Below are 18416 nucleotides of genomic sequence, written 5' to 3' on the forward strand. Positions count from 1 at the left end.
CAATGGTGTCCACGGCGCCCTACGGAGCCTGGCAGTCCCCCGTCGACGCGGAGCTCGCGGCCTCGCACGGCGGCCGTCCCGACTTCGTGGGAACGGTCGGTGACGAGGTGTGGTGGCTGGTGCCCCGCCCCGCGGAGGGCGGCCGCAGCGCGCTGGAGCGCCGCCGCGCGGACGGCGGCACGACGACGGTGCTGCCCGTGCCGTGGGACGTGCGCAACCGGGTCATGGAGTACGGCGGCAGGCCGTGGGCGGCCGTCCCCCGGCAGTCCGGCGGCCCCCTGCTGGTCTTCACGCACTTCGCCGACCAGCGGCTGTACGCGGTCGAGCCCGACGTCCCGCACAGCGAGCCGCGCCCGCTGACCCCGGTCTCGACGGTAGGCGGCGGGCTGCGCTGGGCGGATCCGGTCCTGCTGCCGGAGCGGGGCGAAGTGTGGTGCGTACTGGAGGAGTTCACCGGCAAGGGTCCGACCGAGCTGCGCCGGGTGCTCGCCGCCGTCCCCCTCGACGGCTCGGCCGCCGAGGACCGTACGGCCGTACGCGAACTGGCCGACGACCGGCACCGTTTCGTCACCGGCCCCCGGCTCTCCCCGGACGGGCGGCGGGCGGCCTGGATCGCCTGGGACCATCCGCGCATGCCGTGGGACGGCACCGAAGTGAAGGTGGGTCGGATCGGCCCGGACGGCCGCTTCACGGACGTGCGCACCGTGCTGGGCGGGCCGCGGGAGTCCGTCTCGCAAGTCGAGTGGGCGCCCGACGGCTCGCTGCTCGCGGCCACCGACCGTACGGGCTGGTGGAACCTGCACCGCGTCGACCCCGACACCGGAGCGGCCGTCAACCTGTGTGCGCGGCAGGAGGAGTTCGCGGGACCGCTGTGGCGGCCGGGCGCGCGCTGGTTCGCCCCGCTGACGAACGGTCTGATCGCTGTCGTGCACGGCAAGGGCGCCGCGGTCCTCGGGATACTCGACCCGACGACGGGCGAGGTGGCCGACGCCGCCGGACCGTGGACCGAGTGGGCGTCGACGCTCGCTGTCGAGGGCACGCGCGCCGTGGGCGTCGCCGCCGGCTCGCGGCGCGCGTACGAGGTGGTGGAGCTCGACCTGTGCACGGGCCGGGCGCGCGCGATCGGCGCCGTCCACAGCGACGCCGTCGGTCCGGCGTACTGTCCGGAGCCGGTGGCGCGTACGTTCACCGGGCCGGACGGGCGCGAGGTGCACGCGCACCTGTATCCGCCGCGCAACCCCGCGTACGCGGCGCCCGAGGGCGAACTGCCCCCGTACGTGATCTGGGCGCACGGCGGGCCCACCTCCCGCTCGCCGCTCGTCCTGGACCTGGAGGTCGCCTACTTCACCTCGCGCGGCATCGGCGTCGCCGAGGTCAACTACGGCGGTTCGACGGGCTACGGGCGCGCCTACCGGGACCGGCTGCGCGAGCAGTGGGGCGTGGTCGATGTCGAGGACTGCGCGACGGTGGCCCGCGCGCTCGCCGCCGAGGGCCTCGCGGACGGTGCGCGGCTGGCGATCCGCGGCGGCAGCGCGGGCGGCTGGACGAGCGCGGCGTCGCTGACCTCCCCGTCCTGTGCCGGGCTCTACGCGTGCGGCACGATCCTCTACCCCGTACTGGACCTGGAGGGCTGGACCGCCGAGGGCGGGACGCACGACTTCGAGTCGCAGTACCTGGAGTCCCTGATCGGGCCGTCGGCCGAGGTGCCCGGGCGGTACCGGGAGCGGTCGCCGCTGCACCACGCGGACCGGGTCACCGCCCCGTTCGTCCTGTTGCAGGGGCTGGAGGATCCCGTCTGCCCGCCGGAGCAGTGCGACCGCTTCCTCGCGGCGCTCGCGGGGCGGGGCGTGCCGTACGCGTACCTCGCGTACGAGGGGGAGGGGCACGGCTTCCGCAGGAAGGAGACGATCGTGAGCGCGCTGCGGGCCGAACTGTCCCTGTACGGGCAGGTTTTCGGGGTGGAGGTGGCGGGGGTGCCGGTGCTGGCGCTGACGAAGTCGTAGGGAATAGTTCCTTCCGGGCCGCCGTCGAGTGCTGTAAGGTAAGGCTTACCTTAGTTCGTGTGGCCGGGGTTCCGGCCACCGGACCCGACACACGCGACCGGCGGCCCCGCCGGAGGAACGGAGCAGCAAGGTGACCACGGCTCACGACCTCGCCGAGAGGACGGGCGGCCGCCGGGCCGTGGGCCCCGCCGACGCAGGACCGTCCGGCCTGCCGCTGACGGCCGCCCAGGCGGCCCTGTGGGACGTACGCACCGGCGCCGCCCCGGCCGCCAACACCGCCGAGTGCCTGGAGATCCACGGCCACCTCGACCCCGTCCTGTTCGCCGAGGCCCTGCACCGCACCGTCGGCGAGGCGGACGCCCTGCGCGTACGCCTCGTCAACACCCCCGACGGACCACGCCAGTTGCCGATCGCCGTCGAGGCGCCGGGGCACGGCTTCCCGCTGTACGCCGCCGATCTGCGCGACCAGGGCGACCCCGACGCCACCGCGCACGCCTGGATGCGCGCCGACCTCGACACGCCCTTCGACCCGCGGACCGGGCCGCTGTTCGCGCACGCGCTGTTCCGGGTCGGCGAGCGCCGCTGGCTGTGGTACCAGCGCGTGCACGGCGCCGTCCTCGACGGCTACGGCTACTGCCTGGTCGCACGCCGGGCCGCCGAGATCTACACGACCCTGACCGAGGGCGGGACCCCCGGCCCGAGCCCCTTCGGACGCCTCGCCGGGCTCGTCGCCGAGGACACCCTCTACCGCGCCTCCGAGGCGTACGAGCGCGACCGCGCCTACTGGCGGCGGAAGTTGACGGACTTTCGGGGCGCCCCGACACCGGCCGGACGCACGGCGCCCGCTTCCCCCACCGCCCTGCGCCGCACGGCCCGCCTCGACGGCCGCACCAGCGAGCGCCTGCGCGACCTCGCCGGGGCGGTACGGGCCACGTGGACCGACGTCGTCCTCGCGGCGCAGGCGTACGACCTGGCGCGGGCCACGGGCGCCTCGGACGTCGTCCTCGGGGTGCCCATGATGGGGCGTACGGCCTCGTCCGCGCTGCGGGTGCCCGGCATGGTCCGTACGGTCCTGCCCCTGCGGCTGACCGTCGGCCGTGACACGACGTTCGCCGAGCTCACCCACCAGGCCGCGCAGTCCGTCCGCGCCGCGCGCCGCCACCAGCGCTACCGGCAGGAGGACATCCGGCGCGACCTGGGCCTGCCGGCCGGGGTGCCGCTGGTGGGGCCGGTGGTCAACGTGGTGCCCTTCAACAGCGGCCTGCTGTTCGGACAGGCCCCGTCGCGGGCCCTGAGCCTGGCCCCGGGCCCGGTCGACGACCTCACCGTCACCCTCCACGACCGCGCCGACAGCACGGGCCTGCGCGTCGACCACGAGGCCAACCCGGCGCTGTACGGGGAGGACGAACTGGCCACTCACCAGGAGCGTTTCGTGGAACTGCTCGCCCGCGTCGCCGACTGGGACCCGCACCGCGCGCTCGCGGAGCTCCCCGGGCGTACGGAATGATGGACTCCGGCCTCGGCGGATGCCGCCGCCGAGGCCGGCTGAAGGCTGGGTGAGTGGGGCGGATGGTGAAGCCGTGGGTGCTGGGCAGCGATCCGCTGCCGGGGACATGGACGCCGGGCGGCCCGCCCCAGGTGTGGCTCCTGCGGATCGCTTCGGGCGAGCCGGAGGCGGGCGAGGTCCTCGTCCTCGACGAGGCGGAGCGGGCGCGGGCGGCGGGCTTCGTTCGCGACCTGCACCGGACGCGGTACGTGGCCGCCCATCTGGGACTGCGGCGGCTGCTCGGGGCGTACCTGGGGGTGCCGGCCGCCGACGTCCTGCTGACGCGTGAACCCTGCCCCCTGTGCGGCGGCCCGCACGGGCGGCCGGCGGTGACCGGGGCGCCCCTGCACTTCAACCTCTCCCACGCCGGGGATCTGGCGCTGTTCGGCTTCGCGGACGTGGCGGTCGGGGTGGATGTCGAGGAACTGCCGGGGGCGGATGTGGTGGCGGACGTCGCCCGCACCCTGCACCCTCACGAGACGGCCGAGCTCGCGGCGCTGCCCGAGGCGGAGCGGGTCCTGGGTTTCGCCCGGTGCTGGACGCGCAAGGAGGCGTACCTCAAAGGAACGGGGACGGGGCTCGCGCAGAGCCCGGCCCTGACGTATGTGGGGACAGGGGCGGAGCTGGCGGGGGTGCCGGCGGGGTGGGCGCTGCGTGACGTGCCGGTGGACGACGGATACGTGGCGGCCGTGGCTACACGTTCGGCGTAGCCACGGGTTCGCCGGGCGCTCCGCGCTGCCATCGTGGACGGTATGAGCGCTTCCCGGAGCAAGGGCCGTCGCCGTGGCGGGGGCCGGATGTCGGCGTGGGCGGGCCGCGTACGGGAGTCGGCCACGACGGGCCGCGTCGTGCTGCTCTTCGTCCTGATCCTCGCGCTCGTCTTCGTCTTCGAGAACACGCGGCAGGTGAGGATCCGGCTGATCGGCCCGGAGGTCACGTCACCGCTGTGGCTGGCATTGGGGGCGATGCTGGTGGTGGGGTGGCTGCTGGGCCGGTATGTGACGGTGCGGAGGAGGTAGCCGAAGGAGGGCGGCCATGAAGCGAGCTCCGGGCCCTGACGGCCCGTCCCGGGCACCGGCCCTCCCTCACGCGTCACGCGGGCTCACGCTCGCCGCCTGGGCGCTGCTGGGTGCCGCCGTCGCCCTCGACCTGGTCATCGATCCCCGGGTGACCCTCGCCCCCGTGCTGGCCACCGCTCCCGTGCTCGCCAGCATCGGCACCCGGCGCGCCGGCGTCCCGCTGCTCGCGGGCCTGTGCGCACTGTTCTTCGTGGCCCTGATGGCCCTCAACGACACCAAGGTCCCCCTCGTCACACACATGACCACGGCGTGCACCGTGCTGGCGATCACGTGCATCAGCACCGCGAACGTGGTGCTCGTCGCGACGCGGGAGAGCGAACTCGTGCACTCCCGCTCGGTGGCCGTGGCAGCGCAGCAGGCGCTGCTGCGGCCGGTCCCCGAGCGCGTCGACGGACTGCGGGTGGCCGTGCGCTACCGGGCCGCCGCAGCCGAGGCCCGCGTGGGCGGCGACCTGTACGAGGTACTGCGGACACCGTTCGGTGTCCGGCTGCTCATCGGTGACGTACGCGGCAAGGGGCTCGGCGCCATCGAGGCGGCGGCCGATGTGCTCGGCACCTTCCGCGAGGCCGCCCAGGTGGAGGCGGAGCTGGCAGCGGTGGCCCGACGGCTGGACGCGACCGTGCGCCGGCGCGGTATCGGCGAGGACTTCGTGACCGCCGCGCTGCTGGGCATCCCGCGCACGGGAGGCCCGGTCGAGGTGGTGAACTGCGGGCACCTGCCGCCTCTCGTCCGCCACGAGGGCCAGGTGACCGCGGTGGAGACCGGGGCGGACCGGACCGACCCGCCCCTGGGGCTGAGGGAGCTGGTCGCCGGCCCGTACCACCTCGGCACCTTCCCCTTCGGCAGAGGGGATCTCCTGCTGCTGTGCACCGACGGCGTGACCGAGGCCCGCGACACGTCGGGCTACTTCTACCCGCTGGAGCGGCGGTTCGCGGCCCTGAGGGAGAGCACGCCCGCCGCCCTGGCCGACCAGCTCGTATCGGACCTGCTGGCCTATGCGGGTGGGGAACTGGCGGATGACGCGGCGCTGTTGGTGGTGCGGCGGGAGCATGGGGGGTGAGAGCGGGGCTCGGCTTGTACCACGTGGCCATCGGTCGGATCAACTGCCGCTCCCCTGCGCGGGGTGCGCCTGTAGGGTCGGGGGAGCGGAGTCCGCCATCATCGCAAGGAGGCAAACGCGTCATGAGCGGCCAGCCCGTAGAACCGCCTGCCGCAACCCGCTATCCGGCCAAGACCCTCGCCGCCATCCGCGAAGCACTTCCGGCCGACCAGCGTGCCGCCTTCGACAAGGCCCGTGATCACGTCGACCTGAGCGACCTGGCGGCTGTCGCCGCTTTTCGGGACAAGTGGTGGGGACGGGCGTTGGCGGCCATGGACAGTGAGCTCGCCGCCGACCGCATCGCTGCCATGAACGGCGAACTTGAGCTTGCCGAGCCGTGGCCCCTGCGAGGAGCGAGGTGACCGACCCCTGGCCCTGGGCGCCCGCCAAGGAAGCCCTTCAGCAGTACGACGCACTCGCCGGGCATCCTGCAGCGCCTGTACCGCAGGACGAGGTCCTTGCGTTGATCCAGTGGATCACTGCGGATCCTTATGGTGCCGGTTCGACCGAGTCCGACATCGGCCCTGAGTGGGACCGTGTAGCTGCCTTCGGCAACGTCATGATCCCTTACCAGGTCCACGACCCGGACCGGAACCCGAACGCCTCGCAACGGTGTGTGCTCATCCTGCGCGTGGTGTGGGCAGACTGACCGGTTCTGTTCACTGACCGTGCCGCCGGGCCCAACTGGGCCCGGCGGCACGGTCAGTGTCTTTCACGGGTTGAAGGGCCGGTTCACTCAGCGGTCTTCCGGCGGCGGGCGAGCATCTGCCGGACTTCTTCCTCGGTGTGGGTCCTGAGCTTGCCCTCGTGGGCGAGCCGGGCCTGTTCGGCGAGGTGGGTGTCGTCGGCGTCGTGGAGCATCGTCCCCCACAGCAGGAGGACCCGGCCGCGTTCGGTCGGCGTCGAGGCGTCCTGGAGGGCCTGGTCGAAGTCGGCGCGGCGATCCGCCGGGAGCGCACGGCTGATCCCGGCGGCACGGCGAGTGAGCGTGTCCGCCGGTGGCTGCGGGGTGAGCAGCGCCGCGTACCCCATGTAGCGTTCCGTGCCGCAGCCGCTGGCGCATGTGGTGACGCCGTCGTGTGTCTGCCAACCCTCCGGGTGCGCACACTGGTTGACCAGTCGTCCGACGGCTCGGCGCGTCATGCGTGCTCCAGCCACAGGTGCCGGCTCCGCGCCGTCTTCCACTTCAGGCCCTCTTCGCCATCTCCTTTGAGCGCGGCCGCGATGTAGCCGTCGTAGATGCGGTGGCACTCCTCGCAGCGCGGTGGTTCGGGGCGCCTCTCGTCGAAACTCTCGTCGTACGTGGTCACTTGTCGCCGCACTCCCGCCTGCTCGTCGCGTTCCGCGCCGCGACCCTCGCGCTGAGTTCTTCCGCGCGCGTGGCCTTCCGGATACGGTGGGGTGCCGCGTCCCACTCGATTCCCCCGCCGGGTGGGCGCAGTTGGTACCGGGACCACCTGTGGTCCCGGACCTCTCCCACGCGATTGGTCGCGCTGTCCCAGACGAGGTCGCCTACGGCGGGTTCGTAGGGGCGGGGTTCGCCGGGGCGGTCGGGGGTATGGGGCATGGGGGACCTCTGTTCGTACGTTCGCCCGTGCGGGCGGTGCCTTTCGGGTACGCCTCCAGGGTTCCGGTTCCGCTCATAGCCTGAACAGGTCGGATACCTAGACGCTGTGACGTGTCCAGCTGTGTTCGGGGGTTTGTGTGAGTACCGAAGAAGAGTCCGTTGACCCGGCCGACCCGAGGGCGTTGCCTCTGGCCCATTTTGGGCAGGAGGTTCGGCTGGAGCGGGAGCGGTTGGGCATCTCGCGGCGGGAGTTGGGCGCGGAGGCGCATGCCAGCTACGCACTGGTGGCGAAGATCGAGGCGGGGGAGCGGGTGCCACGGCTTGAGTTCGCGGAGGCGTGCGATCGGTTGTTTCCGGATGCGCATGGGCGGTTTGTCCGGCTGTCGAGGTTGGTGGTGAGATTCGCGTTCCCGCCCTGGTTCCGGAAGTACGTGGAACTGGAGGAGAGGGCCGAGGCCATCAGGATGTATCACTGCCAGCTCGTGCCTGGGCTGTTGCAGACGGAGGCGTATGCAAGGGCCATCATGGCTGCTGGCCGTTACGCGAACGCCGAAAATTACGTGACGGCACGCATGGAACGCCAGCGAATTCTGGCGAGTGAAGCTCCGCCGCACCTCTGGGTCATCCTGGACGAGGGGGTCCTGCGACGCGTCGTCGGAAGCCGTGAGGTGATGAAGGAGCAGTTGGAACGGCTCAAGGGCATTGCCGAGACGCCGCAGCACGTGATTCAGGTCATTCCCGAGGACGGGAGGCCCTACAACGGCAGCTGTGGGCCGTTCGGCCTGCTGTCGTTCAGCGACGAGCCGGACGCACTGTACGTGGATGGCTATCCCCGAGGGTATGTACTGGGGGATCGGGCGGACGTTGCTGGAGGGGCACACTCCTACGATCTGCTTCGTGCGGATGCGCTGTCGCCCGAAGAGTCTGCCCTGTTGATCGACGCGATCCTGAAAGAAGAGTACTCATGAGCAATCCGCCTCGAATACCGGACTCGGCATGGCGCAAGTCGGGCTACAGCCACGGCAACGGGGGTGAGTGCCTCGAAGTTGCCGATCGTGTACCTGACTTGATCCCCGTCCGGGACAGCAAGCGTCCCGGACGCGCAACCCTGTTCGTCCCCGCTCCGTCCTGGAAGGACTTCCTGGCCGCTCTCCAGGACGGCGCCTTCGGCGCGTAACTCCTGCGCAGCCGGGGCGTACAGCGAACGCCGGGCCTGCGCTGTGCCGCGTACCCGGTACGAGCACGCCGCACGGGCGTGTCCACCGGTACCGTTACAACCATGCCCGACCGTGCGCACGAAGAGCCCACCGTCCTCCAGCGCTACATCGACGCCTTCAAGCAGTCAATGGCCCGCAGCGGCACCGCATTCGCGGAAGCGGGCAGCCTCACCGACCCCACCCCGGCGCAACGCACCGCAGCCCGCGAAGCACTCCGTGAGTTCGACCCCGGCGAACCGGGCCGCGCCCACTGACCCGGCCCGTTCCGCCGCTGCTGTCCCCGTCAATCCGACGGCGTCAACGCCACAAAATCCGCCCCCGCGAGGTCCGTACACACGGCCAGCCGCCCTACCCCCTCCACATCCACCGGCCCCATCTGCACCGCCCCGCCGCCGCCCGTGACCTTGTGCACCGTCACATCGCAGTCGGCCGAAGCGAACACCGGATGCCAGTAGGCCCGCCCGTCCGTCACGGGCAACTGTTCCGGAGCCAGTTGCATCAGCCCGCCGTGCCGGCGCTCCTGCCCGAGCCCCGACGGCGCGAGGAGCGTGTACGTCATGCCGTCGTCGCCCGGCAGCGGGATGTCCTCAGTCGCCCACCCGAAGACCGAGCCATAGAACCGCTTCGCGGCGGCCGCGTCCGTCGTGTACAGCTCGGTCCAGCACAGGGCGCCCGGCTCGTCGACGGCCTCCAGGCCCGCGTACGCGCGGGGCTGGAAGACGGCGAACTGTCCGCCCTGGGGGTCCGTGTACTGGGCCATACGGCCGCGCTCACCCGCGTCCCTCGGGGGCACCCGGACCGTACCGCCGCCCTGCCGCACGGCGGCATCCGTGGCGTCGACGTCGTCGGTCCGGAAGTAGATCATCCAGGCGGACCGGGCCCCCTCCTCGGTGAGCGGCCCGAGGCCGGCGGCCGCTTTGCCGTCCACCTGGAAGATGCCGTGGTCGGGCGCGTGCGGGGCCATCGACTGGAAGTCCCAGTCGAACACGGCGCTGTAGAAACGCACGGCGGCGGGCACGTCGGGCGCGCCGAGGTCGAGCCAGCAGGGGGAGCCGGGGACGTAGTCGGTGGTGATCACGGAGGAGGTCTCCCTTCGGGGTGGGCTTCGCCGGGGCCCGGGACGGGCCGGGTGCGTGCGGGCGAGGCCAGCCTTGCACTCCTCGCGGAAATTCATGGGTATTGCCGCTGTTCCGACCGGACCGCGCCTTGCGCTCATGGGTTCCGCGTGGGGTCATGGAGGCCGAGGACTGGTTACGCGTGATGCGGGAGGCCACGGAGATCGGGGTGCGGACGGTGGTGTTCATCGGCGGGGTACCGCTGCTGCATCCATTGCTGCCGCGATTCATGGAGTACGCCCTCGAACTCGGGCTGCTGGTCCGGGTGGTGAGCAATTTCGTCCATGTTCCGGAGCGGCTGTGGCAGCTGTTCAGGGTGTTCGTCTCGGTCAGCTACTACTCCGCCGAGCCCGGCCCTCATGACGCGATGACCCGGCGCCGGGGCAGTCACCGCCGTATGTCGGCCAACCTGCGCAAGGCCGCGGGCCTGGGCGTACGCCTGGCCGGCCTGGTGATGACCACGGAGTCCGCGCCCGACCCCGAACCGGCCCGGGCGGCCCTGAGGTCCCTGGGCGTACGGAACGACAAGGTGGCGCCGTTACAGGCGGTGGGGCGCGCGGCGGGCGGACGGGTTTCGACGGTGGCCGACCTGTGCGGCCGGTGCTCGGGGGAACTGCTGGCGGTCACGCCGATCGGGGATGTCTTTCCGTGCACTATGGCTCGGTGGTTGCCGGTGGGGAATGTGCGCGGTGCGTCGCTCCGGGAGATTGTGGGCGGGGGGAGGGTGGGCGAGGTGCGGGCAGGGATCCAGGCCGCCTTGAGCGAGCGCGAGCTGTCCGTGGATTGCAACAGCAGTGGCACTGACGGGGGTTGCATGCCGTAAGCGGCGCCCGGAGAGCGTCAATGGGCCCCTCCGGGGAGCACGGGGATACGGAAGTCCTCCACGGACGTGCGCAGTTCGGCAGACAGCGCCGCACTCCGAATGCTCGGCAGGGCCAGGACCCTGGCGAACTCGACGAGCATGGCCCGCATGTGGTCGCTTCGCATGTTCACAGGAATGTCAAGCACGGGGCGCAGCGTCTCCTGCGCGGCTTCGACATCGCCTCGGAGGAGCCAGGATGTGGCGAGCGTGATGCGTGCACCGGCTTCCTCGCCACGGCCCAGGCTGATCATCCCGGTTGAGACGGTGTGGAACTGCCGGGCTCGGTCAGCTGTGAAGATCCCTCCTACCTCGTCGAAGAAGTCGTCCAGCCCACTCATGCGATCCCGCGCTTCCTCCGCGAGCCGGAAAGCCCGAAGGGCACCGTCCACGTCTCCCATAGAGGCAAGCGCGGTGCCTTCCATGGAGTACAGCCGTTGCTTCGACGCCTCGTTCCGGCCCGCGAACCGCTGCCCGGACCGCGCCAGCGCGGCCGCCGCCTGCGGGCGCTGGTCACGGTACGCGTACCAGGACTGTGCGGCCCTGCACCAGACCCTCATCGAGTCGTGCCCCACGATCTCGGCATAGGCCCAGGCGGCACGCGTTTGCTCAAGCGCTGCGGAGTAGTAACCGAAGGTGTGGCTGACATCGGCCAGGAGACAGCAGAGCACTCCGGCGAGGAAGTACAAGTCTGCTGTCTGCTGGGGGCGTTGGTTTCCTTCCAGGATGCGGTAGATACGGTCCCGGGTGGCGACCATATGACCGAAGAGCGGCAGGGGATCGCTGTGGACCAGTTCGCGGGAGAGACGGACCACGTCGTCGCGTAGCGTGTCCAGGCCGGAAGGGCCGATGTTGCTCGTCTCCGCCGAGGCGGCGTGATCGCTGGATTCGTGAGCCGCTGCCATGACGGCTGCCTCCTTGATTTCCCGTGTGTGCACTCGTGGTTCGGATCCCCGATCGGGGACAGCAATGACATTCCTTTGGGACTCGCCGTCCTCAGGGGACGTATGAGAGCGAGATCACCGGTCGTGCGGAGCAGTTCAAGCTCCTCAACGGGGTAAGTGCATCCGATCCAGCAGATCTGTGGGCTCGTTGGGGCTGGTCTCGTACGCATGTCCCAGTCGACGCAGCAGCTGTACACCAGGCTGCGACCTGGACGGCGGCCACAGCCCGTACTCGCTGATCCGCTTCCCGGTGAGCAGGTATTCGCCGTCCCGCGTCAGGGAATTACAGCGCTCGGCCGCTTCGTCCTGGGTCATTCCGTGGGCGTACCGCCACGCCTGCTTGCATCCGGGCTTGCCCTTGCGCGTACGTGTCATGGTTCCCCCAGCCACGGTCTGTACCGTAGCGCTCTACGGAGCGTGGCGGAACTCCGTGCCCGGCAGGGCGGGAAAACGTCCCGGAGTTACGGCGAAGGTGCACGTCAGCGCGGTGCCAGTGGCGGAGAAACCGCCCGCCGACGGGAGTTCATCGGCGGGCGCTCGGCGCCGACCCTGAAGTTGCGACGCGGAAGAGCGTCGCGACTACGGGAGGCGGACATGGACAAGGCCGGTATCGCGTTGATCGCCGCTGCGGTGGGCATCGCGGTGTTGGTGCTGCTGAGCACGGCGGGGTTCCCTGAGGCGCTCGGGATCGCGCTGATCGACTTGCTTCGCGTGGCCGGCGATTGGGCGGTGCGCAGGGGGCGTGGTGCCCGTTCGCCCGCTTCTGAGCCTGATCATCGAAGTGGTGGCCGTTGCCCTGGTGGCATCTGCTGAAGGGAGCATGAGGCAGACGTGCCGGTGGCGGTGAGCCCGCCATTGGGTGCGCTCGCCCCCCCCAGTCATCAGGGTGCGGGCCGCAGCAAGACGGGGGCGTCGGTCGCCAGGTTGTGGGTGAAGCCGCCGCTGTCCGCGCAGAAATCCGTGCCCGGCGCGTACAGGGGGGGATCGGCCCCCTGGGCGCGTACGAGGAGGCAGCGCAGCGTGTCTTCGCGGCTCATGCGCCGACGAAGTAGAGGTAGCCGTGAGAAGCGATGGCGAACTCGGCTGCCGCCACCAGCTTTCGAACCGTGCTGTTCTGCTTCTCTCTGGGAAGCTGTTTCAATTCGTCCACGAACCCCCTCAATTGGAGTTCGTTCAGCATCGTGTCGCCGTGGCGCTGTACACCGTTCAGAACACTGTCTTCCGGGGCTGCCTCGCACAAGGCCAGGAATGTCTCCTTGTGGTCTTCATGAGTCTTGGCCATGCGCCCGTGGACCTGGTCTTCCACGTAGATGACGAGGGGCATGCGGTCCGCCTTCTTCTAGTCCCCGGAGATGAACAGGTAGCCACGGCAGGAGAGCGCCTGCTGCGTCAGCTCCTTCACCTGACGGATCACGGCTGTCTGCTGGTCTTCGGGGAGGCGGTTCAGCTCCTCCGCGAACCGCTTCAGTTGGGGCTCGTTGAGCATCGTGTCACCGTAGCGCTGCACTCCGCCCATGACGCTGCCCTCCGGGGCGGCCTCGCAGATCGAGATGAAGCTTTCTTCGGGGTCTTCTTCGATCTTCTCCGAGATGCGTTCATGCAACCGGTTCTTCGAGTAGATGTGCATCTCTCACGCCTCCTTGTCGCACACTGGACTCCCTCACCCAAGGTCGCAGTGAGACACTCTGGCACCGCTACCCCCACCGGTGCCACGCTGCCAAGATTGCAAATCGCCGCGTTTGGGCCCATCTTGAAGTCGCGCGACGGTCGGGGGTGGCCCACGTGGGAAACGTCGTGGACGTTCAGCTTGGCCTGGACATCGTCCAGCAGGACGCGCAGCAATTCGGTGAGCACCTCGTGCTGTTCCTCGGACGGACCGTCGAGGAGCTCCACTTCGCGTTCCAGGACACGGTCGACGGTGCGCTCGACGAGGTCGTGGCCGGCGGCGGTGAGCTCCACCAGTACGGCTCGGGACCGGTCGGTGGCCGGGCGCCTGACGATCAGGCAGGGTCGACATCTGCCTCGGCCAGTACCCGGCGGCGGTCGTCGCCGAAGTGTTTGGGCGCCCCATCTCGCACGGTATTGTGGTCGTGGCAGTGCGTTACAGTGCAAGCCTGGAGGGGGCACCCGTGGCCCGAGCCTGGGAAGCCGATCCGTCTGCGTTATTCGTCAAGCGCCTCGGTAAGTCGGCGGCGGAGCTGGGCAACTCCAAGAACGACGACGAGTGCCCGGACATCTGGCAGCTGAGCAACGGTGACGTTGCCGTGATCGGCCGCGATCTCACCGCGCACTACCGGTCGCGCCTGCCGGGCGAGGTGAACCTGGGGCCGGACGAGCGGTTGGTCGTCATCCCGGGCAACATGCTGAGTGCGGCGAAGGTGGACATTCCCGATGCTTGATCTCCTCGCTCCCGGGCTCCCGGACGAGTTGGGTGAGCGGCTCACACGCCAGGACTACAAGCGGGACTTCCGAGAGCGGTGCGCCGCGATCCGCGATGGGGAGTCCTGGAAACTGGAGCGGTTGCAGCACTTCGAGGAGACGAACGACGACAGCCGGGAGGCGCTGCGTCAGGGGAACTGGCCAGCAGTGTTGCGGCTGTTCGAGGCCGACCGTGACGCCTTGGTTCGACAAGCCAGGGATGCAGTGTCGCGCGGGGCGGTCTTTCACCGTATTCGTGTGGTTGAGGAGCCGCTTACGCCGTATGTGCAGTGGGAGCTGCACTGGCTACGACTGAGCGCGGAATGCGGGCATTCCGTTCGCGTCCTGCCTGCTTCCGCGGTCGCCGCCGCGGAGGCCGATGCGCTGCTGCCGGAGTTGAACCTTCTGGACAGCCGGGTTCTCTACCGTGTGCTGTACACCGCTGCCGGTCGACCGGACGGGGCGATTCGCTTCACCGATCCCAGCACCGTGAGGAACTGGGCGGACCATCTGCAGGAACTGTACGCGGCTGCGGAGGACGTCCAGGCGTACTTCGACCGTGCCGTGGCCGACCTGCCTCCACCGCCCGCGGCCTGACCAGGGCGCATTGATCGACGTGCCTACAGAGGGCAACAGGCGACCCGGAGACTCGCAGAACGACCTCTCCGGGTCGTCTCACGATGTCGTACAGGCCGGGAGCATCGCTGGTGACATCCACTTCCACCACGTCGCCGCCTCGGGGCCATCGGGGCCCGTCCCACGCCAGCTCCCGGCCGACGTGAACACCTTCGTCAACCGCTCCGACGAACTGGGACAGCTGAACGCGGTGCTTGCCGACCGAGACGGCGGGCGCGTCGTCGTCTCCGTTCACGTGGTGGCCGGCACGGCGGGCGCGGGCAAAACCTCGCTGGTCCTGCACTGGGCGCACCAGGTCAAGGACCAGTTCCCCGACGGCCAGCTCTTCGTCAACCTCCGCGGGTACGATCCCGGAGAACCAGTCACAGCCGCGCAGGCACTTCAGCGCTTCCTGCGGGCCCTGGGCGTGGCCCCGGCCGAGGTTCCTCAGGACGTCGACGACGCAGCAGCGATGTACCGATCGCTGATCGCCGACCGCCGGGTCCTGATCCTCCTGGACAATGCGGCCACCGTCAGCCAAGTCCGGCCGCTGCTCCCCGGCGGAGGAGACAGCCTCGTCGTGGTCACCAGCCGCAGCCGCCTGGCGGGTCTCTCGGTGCGTGACGGCGCCCACAGGATCACCCTGGGCACGCTTCCAGAGCCGGAGGCAGTCGCTCTGCTGCGCGCGGTCACGAGGGGCTATCGCCCCGAGGACGACGGCGACAAACTTGCAGAACTGGCGCGCCTGTGCGCCCGTCTGCCGCTTGCCCTGCGGATCGCCGCCGAACGGGCCGCCAGCCACCCGCACATGCGACTCGACGATCTCATCAGCGACCTGCGTGACGAGTCCACCCTCTGGGACGCCCTCAGCACCGGCATCGATGACGAGGCCGAAGCCATCCGTTCGGTCTTCACCTGGTCCTACCGCGCTCTGTCCACGCACTCGGCCCGCCTCTTCCGCCTCCTTGGCCTGCACCCTGGAGCGGCGTTCAGCCTCCCCGCTGCCGCCGCCCTCGGCGAAGTCACTCCCAGCCGGACACGCCAGCTGCTCGACGATCTGGTCGGGGCCCACCTGCTGGAGCAGACCGCTCCGGACCGGTTCCAGTTCCACGACCTCCTACACGCGTACGCCACCGACCTTGCGCAGGCAGAGGAGTCGTCCGACCACAGGCAAGCTGCGCGACGACGCGTCCTGAGCTGGTACCTCCACACTGCCGACGCCGCCCAGACGTGGCTCTATCCGTCAGAGGACCACTTGCCACTGCCTGGACCCCTGCCGGAAGTCACGCCCCTCGTCTTCACCGACTACAACGCCGCCGCCGACTGGTCCGAACGGGAACAGGGCAACTTCCTCCCCGTCGTGCGCGACGCCGTCCGAAATGGAATGGACGACACGGCTTGGCAGTTGGCCACCGTCCTGTGGTTCGCACGTCCCGCCTCCTCGTCGGAGCGGGACTGGCTGGAACTGGGCCGAATCGGATTAGAGGCAGCGACAAGACGAGAGGACCAGAGAGCGCAGACACGGCTGCTCATCAACACGGGCATCGCGCACAGGGCTCTGAACAATTTCTCCGAGGGCCTGGACGCTCTGGAGCGAGCCGTCACGTTGGCTCGCAGCTCGCAGAGCCGGTTCGACGAGGCCCAGGCCCTCAACCTCATGGGCCTGATCCATCTACGACAGCGCGAACTCGACTTGGCGGACGCGTATTTCGGGCAGGCCATGTCCGTCTTCCGAGACCTGGGAAATGGCCAACGAGTCGCCACCGCACTGTCCAACATCGCCAGCACTCGCCTGAGCGCCGGCCGCCTGTCCGAGGCCGCCTCGGTCATCGACGAGGCGCTTGCCGCGCACCGGGCCCTGGCCAATCGTGGCGGTGAAGGCAACCTCCTTCGGATCGCAGCCGCCCTGCGACTCGAAGAGGGCGACACGGATGCCGCCCAGCGATCCATCGACGAGGCGCTCGACATCGCGCTCGCTCTCCGCGACCACACCCGGGAAGGCTTCTGGCTCCTCACCCTCGGAGACATCCAGCGCACCGCCGCCCAGCACGGCGACGCCCTGGTCTCCTACCGTCGGTCGGCCATGCTCCACCGGCGCCTCGGCGATCGCAGTCGGGAAGCCCTGGCCTGGCGCGGTACAGGGCAGACGTACGTCGCGCTGGACCGGCACGGCGAGGCTGCCGCCTTCCACCGACAAGCCGTAGCCGTCCACCGCAACCTCGGGGACGAGTGGGAGCTCGCCTTGGAGCTCGACCACCTGGCCACCGCCGTCCACCCACAAGACCCCGAGGCGGCTCGCACCCACTGGGCCGAGGCCCTGACCCACCTGACTCCGTACACTGATCCGCGGGCCACGGCCATGCGCTCACGCTTGGAGAGGCGGCTGGCTGAAGCCGGCGACTGAACAGCCTCCCTATCGCACACAGGGCTCCCTCACCCAAGGTCACAGCCAGACACTCTGGCACCCCTGCCCCCACCGGTGCCACACTGGCAAGATGATCAAGCGAGCCACCGCCCCAACCGCCCACGCCTGGGCCGCCCTTGGTGGTGACCCCGCTCACCTCGGCGCCGTCGAGTACGGCGGCCCCGGTGCCGGAGTGCTCCCCGCTCGGCTGCCCGTGCGGGAGATGGCGCGGGCCAGTGTTGCCGTGTGTGCGCTCGCTGCCGCCGAGTTGGCGGCCGTACGGAGTGGGAAGCCGCTTCCCGCCGTATCCGTCGACGACGGCGCCGTCGCCACCGCCTTCGTCAGTGAGCGGCATCTGCGCATCGACGATCGCGCCGCCACCACCTTCGCGCCGTTGTCCCGGTTCTGGCGGGCCGTCGACGGGTGGGTGCGGACGCACGCCAATTATCCGCACCATCGGGAACGGCTCCTCGCCGCGCTCCGCATCCCCGACGACGGCAGCGATGAGGCGCTTGTGGACCGGGTCGCCCGTGTGCTCGCCGAGCGGCCCGCCAGCGACATCGAAGATGCCGTCTACGCCGCCGACGGCCTCGCCGTCGCCGTCCGTACCCCGCAGCAGTGGGCCGCTCACCCCCAGGGCCTGGCAGTGGCCCAACGGCCCCTGCTCACCCTCGACCGTATCGCCGACGACGGGCCCACCCGGGATGCAGGAATCTCACCCGAACCCGGCCTCCCCGCAAAGGGGCTGCGCGTTCTCGACCTGACCCGTGTCATCGCCGGGCCTGTTGCCACCCGCACCCTCGCCCTGCTCGGCGCCGACGTGTTGCGCGTCGACTCGCCCCGCCTTCCCGAATTCCAGGACGCGCACAACGACACCGGCTTCGGCAAGCGGTCGACCGTGCTCGACCTCGACGACACGGCCGACCGTGCCACCTTCCACGAGCTCCTCGCCACCGCCCACGTCGTCGTCACCGGCTACCGCCCCGGTGCCCTCGACCGTCACGGCTTGGTGCCCGAAGCGCTGGCCGAACGGCACCCGGGCCTGGTCGTCGCGCAGTTGAGCGCGTGGGGGGACTACGGGCCGTGGGGCGGGCGGCGCGGGTTCGACAGTCTTGTGCAGGCCGCCGTCGGGATCGCCGTCACCGAGGCGCACGACGACGGCACCCCCGGGGTCCTCCCCGCCCAGGCCCTCGACCACGGCACCGGCTACCTCCTCGCCGCCGCCGTCCTGCGCGCCCTCACCGAGCAGCGCACCCACGGCGGCGGTACGCGCCTCGCCCGGCCGGCCCTCGCGCAGACCGCGTGCTGGCTGACGACCGCCACCGGGCGGGACACGGGCGACGGCGGCGACCCGTACAGCCCCGACCCCCATCTCACCGAAGCCGAAATCGAAGTCGACGGCGAAGCTGACGGACTCCCCAGTCGGATCCGCTACGCCCTGCCGCCCGTCTCCTTCGCCGGCGGGCCCCGGGACTGGGCGCGGACGCCCGGGCGCCTGGGAACGGATCCCGCCACGTGGGCGTGAGGCCCTCCCGGACAACCGGCACCCC

At 70.5% G+C, this 18416-nt stretch carries 24 protein-coding genes; 16 read left to right on the forward strand and 8 right to left on the reverse strand.

The genetic code is table 11. The features are described 5' to 3' along the window. The first annotated feature begins 2 nt into the window (after positions 1 to 2). The 7 genes from ACFP1Z_RS03680 to ACFP1Z_RS03710 all read left to right on the forward strand — a co-directional run bounded on the left by ACFP1Z_RS03680 (position 3) and on the right by ACFP1Z_RS03710 (position 6376). Positions 3 to 2003 carry a dipeptidyl-peptidase 5 gene (locus ACFP1Z_RS03680; RefSeq protein ID WP_390314333.1) on the forward strand — a complete coding sequence of 667 codons (2001 nt, stop codon included), beginning with the start codon at positions 3 to 5 and terminating at the stop codon, positions 2001 to 2003. A gap of 130 nt (positions 2004 to 2133) precedes the next feature. Further along, positions 2134 to 3510, forward strand: coding sequence for a condensation domain-containing protein (locus tag ACFP1Z_RS03685; RefSeq protein ID WP_390314335.1), 1377 nt, complete (start codon positions 2134 to 2136; stop codon positions 3508 to 3510). A 62-nt stretch (positions 3511 to 3572) separates the two neighbouring features. Continuing rightward, positions 3573 to 4259 carry a 4'-phosphopantetheinyl transferase family protein gene (locus tag ACFP1Z_RS03690; protein WP_390314625.1) on the forward strand — a complete coding sequence of 229 codons (687 nt, stop codon included), beginning with the start codon at positions 3573 to 3575 and terminating at the stop codon, positions 4257 to 4259. A 42-nt stretch (positions 4260 to 4301) separates the two neighbouring features. Then, the gene (locus ACFP1Z_RS03695) at positions 4302 to 4568 is read left to right on the forward strand and encodes a DUF1049 domain-containing protein (RefSeq protein ID WP_390314337.1); all 267 of its coding nucleotides are present in this window, start codon (positions 4302 to 4304) and stop codon (positions 4566 to 4568) included. Between the two features lie 16 nt (positions 4569 to 4584). Beyond that, a complete protein-coding gene (locus tag ACFP1Z_RS03700; protein ID WP_390314339.1) occupies positions 4585 to 5688 on the forward strand; it encodes a PP2C family protein-serine/threonine phosphatase in 1104 nt (367 codons plus the stop codon). Positions 5689 to 5810: 122 nt separating this feature from the next. Then, on the forward strand, positions 5811 to 6089 hold the full coding sequence (locus ACFP1Z_RS03705; RefSeq protein ID WP_390314340.1) for a hypothetical protein: 279 nt from the start codon (positions 5811 to 5813) through the stop codon (positions 6087 to 6089). Next, a complete protein-coding gene (locus tag ACFP1Z_RS03710) occupies positions 6086 to 6376 on the forward strand; it encodes a hypothetical protein (RefSeq protein ID WP_390314341.1) in 291 nt (96 codons plus the stop codon). Before ACFP1Z_RS03705 ends, ACFP1Z_RS03710 begins: the two co-directional genes overlap by 4 nt. An 83-nt stretch (positions 6377 to 6459) precedes the next feature. Here the strand turns inward: ACFP1Z_RS03710 and ACFP1Z_RS03715 are convergent, their stop codons facing one another. Together ACFP1Z_RS03715 and ACFP1Z_RS03720 are read right to left on the reverse strand one after the other, a co-directional pair. Continuing rightward, the gene (locus ACFP1Z_RS03715) at positions 6460 to 6870 is read right to left on the reverse strand and encodes a DUF6255 family natural product biosynthesis protein (RefSeq protein ID WP_390314342.1); all 411 of its coding nucleotides are present in this window, start codon (positions 6868 to 6870) and stop codon (positions 6460 to 6462) included. After that, positions 6867 to 7037, reverse strand: coding sequence for a hypothetical protein (locus tag ACFP1Z_RS03720; protein WP_390314343.1), 171 nt, complete (start codon positions 7035 to 7037; stop codon positions 6867 to 6869). Before ACFP1Z_RS03720 ends, ACFP1Z_RS03715 begins: the two co-directional genes overlap by 4 nt. 394 nt (positions 7038 to 7431) lie before the next feature. Between ACFP1Z_RS03720 and ACFP1Z_RS03725 the strand changes: the two genes are divergently transcribed. From ACFP1Z_RS03725 to ACFP1Z_RS03735, 3 genes are all read left to right on the forward strand, one after another. After that, positions 7432 to 8262, forward strand: a complete 831-nt coding sequence (locus ACFP1Z_RS03725) for a helix-turn-helix domain-containing protein (protein ID WP_390314345.1) — start codon at positions 7432 to 7434, stop codon at positions 8260 to 8262. Next, complete coding sequence (locus ACFP1Z_RS03730) at positions 8259 to 8471, forward strand: DUF397 domain-containing protein (RefSeq protein WP_390314346.1); 213 nt, start codon at positions 8259 to 8261, stop codon at positions 8469 to 8471. Before ACFP1Z_RS03725 ends, ACFP1Z_RS03730 begins: the two co-directional genes overlap by 4 nt. 102 nt (positions 8472 to 8573) lie before the next feature. Then, positions 8574 to 8765: a hypothetical protein gene (locus ACFP1Z_RS03735; RefSeq protein WP_390314349.1), complete on the forward strand. Its 192-nt coding sequence runs from the start codon at positions 8574 to 8576 to the stop codon at positions 8763 to 8765. Positions 8766 to 8794: 29 nt separating this feature from the next. Here ACFP1Z_RS03735 and ACFP1Z_RS03740 read toward each other — a convergent pair whose 3' ends face one another. Next, entirely contained in the window at positions 8795 to 9589 is a 795-nt protein-coding gene (locus tag ACFP1Z_RS03740; RefSeq protein ID WP_390314351.1) for a VOC family protein, read from the reverse strand. Between the two features lie 20 nt (positions 9590 to 9609). Between ACFP1Z_RS03740 and ACFP1Z_RS03745 the strand changes: the two genes are divergently transcribed. Then, positions 9610 to 10449, forward strand: coding sequence for a radical SAM protein (locus ACFP1Z_RS03745; RefSeq protein ID WP_390314354.1), 840 nt, complete (start codon positions 9610 to 9612; stop codon positions 10447 to 10449). A 17-nt stretch (positions 10450 to 10466) separates the two neighbouring features. Here the strand turns inward: ACFP1Z_RS03745 and ACFP1Z_RS03750 are convergent, their stop codons facing one another. Continuing rightward, entirely contained in the window at positions 10467 to 11390 is a 924-nt protein-coding gene (locus tag ACFP1Z_RS03750; protein WP_390314356.1) for a hypothetical protein, read from the reverse strand. A gap of 144 nt (positions 11391 to 11534) precedes the next feature. After that, on the reverse strand, positions 11535 to 11819 hold the full coding sequence (locus tag ACFP1Z_RS03755) for a hypothetical protein (RefSeq protein ID WP_390314358.1): 285 nt from the start codon (positions 11817 to 11819) through the stop codon (positions 11535 to 11537). A 204-nt stretch (positions 11820 to 12023) separates the two neighbouring features. Here ACFP1Z_RS03755 and ACFP1Z_RS03760 point away from each other — a divergent pair, with 204 nt between their 5' ends. Continuing rightward, positions 12024 to 12242: a hypothetical protein gene (locus ACFP1Z_RS03760; protein WP_390314360.1), complete on the forward strand. Its 219-nt coding sequence runs from the start codon at positions 12024 to 12026 to the stop codon at positions 12240 to 12242. A 68-nt stretch (positions 12243 to 12310) separates the two neighbouring features. Here ACFP1Z_RS03760 and ACFP1Z_RS03765 read toward each other — a convergent pair whose 3' ends face one another. The 3 genes from ACFP1Z_RS03765 to ACFP1Z_RS03775 are packed head-to-tail and all read right to left on the reverse strand — an operon-like array spanning position 12311 to position 13056. After that, the gene (locus ACFP1Z_RS03765) at positions 12311 to 12466 is read right to left on the reverse strand and encodes a hypothetical protein (RefSeq protein ID WP_390314361.1); all 156 of its coding nucleotides are present in this window, start codon (positions 12464 to 12466) and stop codon (positions 12311 to 12313) included. Beyond that, a complete protein-coding gene (locus ACFP1Z_RS03770; protein WP_390314362.1) occupies positions 12463 to 12753 on the reverse strand; it encodes a hypothetical protein in 291 nt (96 codons plus the stop codon). Before ACFP1Z_RS03770 ends, ACFP1Z_RS03765 begins: the two co-directional genes overlap by 4 nt. Before the next feature lie 15 nt (positions 12754 to 12768). After that, positions 12769 to 13056, reverse strand: a complete 288-nt coding sequence (locus tag ACFP1Z_RS03775; RefSeq protein WP_390314364.1) for a hypothetical protein — start codon at positions 13054 to 13056, stop codon at positions 12769 to 12771. A gap of 502 nt (positions 13057 to 13558) precedes the next feature. Here ACFP1Z_RS03775 and ACFP1Z_RS03780 point away from each other — a divergent pair. The 4 genes from ACFP1Z_RS03780 to ACFP1Z_RS03795 all read left to right on the forward strand — a co-directional run bounded on the left by ACFP1Z_RS03780 (position 13559) and on the right by ACFP1Z_RS03795 (position 18391). Continuing rightward, positions 13559 to 13828: a hypothetical protein gene (locus tag ACFP1Z_RS03780; protein WP_390314366.1), complete on the forward strand. Its 270-nt coding sequence runs from the start codon at positions 13559 to 13561 to the stop codon at positions 13826 to 13828. Further along, the gene (locus tag ACFP1Z_RS03785; protein ID WP_390314367.1) at positions 13821 to 14444 is read left to right on the forward strand and encodes a DUF6879 family protein; all 624 of its coding nucleotides are present in this window, start codon (positions 13821 to 13823) and stop codon (positions 14442 to 14444) included. The genes ACFP1Z_RS03780 and ACFP1Z_RS03785 overlap by 8 nt, the downstream gene beginning before the upstream one ends. A gap of 181 nt (positions 14445 to 14625) precedes the next feature. Next, positions 14626 to 16866 carry an ATP-binding protein gene (locus ACFP1Z_RS03790; protein WP_390314370.1) on the forward strand — a complete coding sequence of 747 codons (2241 nt, stop codon included), beginning with the start codon at positions 14626 to 14628 and terminating at the stop codon, positions 16864 to 16866. A gap of 91 nt (positions 16867 to 16957) precedes the next feature. Beyond that, on the forward strand, positions 16958 to 18391 hold the full coding sequence (locus ACFP1Z_RS03795) for a CoA transferase (protein WP_390314371.1): 1434 nt from the start codon (positions 16958 to 16960) through the stop codon (positions 18389 to 18391). Positions 18392 to 18416: the final 25 nt, after the last annotated feature.

Origin of the sequence: Streptomyces gamaensis (assembly GCF_042656465.1) — a bacterium.
Lineage (GTDB): Bacteria > Actinomycetota > Actinomycetes > Streptomycetales > Streptomycetaceae > Streptomyces > Streptomyces gamaensis.

Coding starts and splice junctions, on each gene's coding strand:
- ACFP1Z_RS03765 (WP_390314361.1), bottom strand. CDS start 12,466: ATGAGCCGCGAAGACACGCTGCGCTGCCTCCTCGTACGCGCCCAGGGG.
- ACFP1Z_RS03680 (WP_390314333.1), top strand. CDS start 3: ATGGTGTCCACGGCGCCCTACGGAGCCTGGCAGTCCCCCGTCGACGCG.
- ACFP1Z_RS03785 (WP_390314367.1), top strand. CDS start 13,821: ATGCTTGATCTCCTCGCTCCCGGGCTCCCGGACGAGTTGGGTGAGCGG.
- ACFP1Z_RS03690 (WP_390314625.1), top strand. CDS start 3,573: ATGGTGAAGCCGTGGGTGCTGGGCAGCGATCCGCTGCCGGGGACATGG.
- ACFP1Z_RS03795 (WP_390314371.1), top strand. CDS start 16,958: ATGATCAAGCGAGCCACCGCCCCAACCGCCCACGCCTGGGCCGCCCTT.
- ACFP1Z_RS03735 (WP_390314349.1), top strand. CDS start 8,574: ATGCCCGACCGTGCGCACGAAGAGCCCACCGTCCTCCAGCGCTACATC.
- ACFP1Z_RS03730 (WP_390314346.1), top strand. CDS start 8,259: ATGAGCAATCCGCCTCGAATACCGGACTCGGCATGGCGCAAGTCGGGC.
- ACFP1Z_RS03695 (WP_390314337.1), top strand. CDS start 4,302: ATGAGCGCTTCCCGGAGCAAGGGCCGTCGCCGTGGCGGGGGCCGGATG.
- ACFP1Z_RS03775 (WP_390314364.1), bottom strand. CDS start 13,056: ATGCACATCTACTCGAAGAACCGGTTGCATGAACGCATCTCGGAGAAG.
- ACFP1Z_RS03750 (WP_390314356.1), bottom strand. CDS start 11,390: ATGGCAGCGGCTCACGAATCCAGCGATCACGCCGCCTCGGCGGAGACG.
- ACFP1Z_RS03705 (WP_390314340.1), top strand. CDS start 5,811: ATGAGCGGCCAGCCCGTAGAACCGCCTGCCGCAACCCGCTATCCGGCC.
- ACFP1Z_RS03700 (WP_390314339.1), top strand. CDS start 4,585: ATGAAGCGAGCTCCGGGCCCTGACGGCCCGTCCCGGGCACCGGCCCTC.
- ACFP1Z_RS03770 (WP_390314362.1), bottom strand. CDS start 12,753: ATGCCCCTCGTCATCTACGTGGAAGACCAGGTCCACGGGCGCATGGCC.
- ACFP1Z_RS03760 (WP_390314360.1), top strand. CDS start 12,024: ATGGACAAGGCCGGTATCGCGTTGATCGCCGCTGCGGTGGGCATCGCG.
- ACFP1Z_RS03715 (WP_390314342.1), bottom strand. CDS start 6,870: ATGACGCGCCGAGCCGTCGGACGACTGGTCAACCAGTGTGCGCACCCG.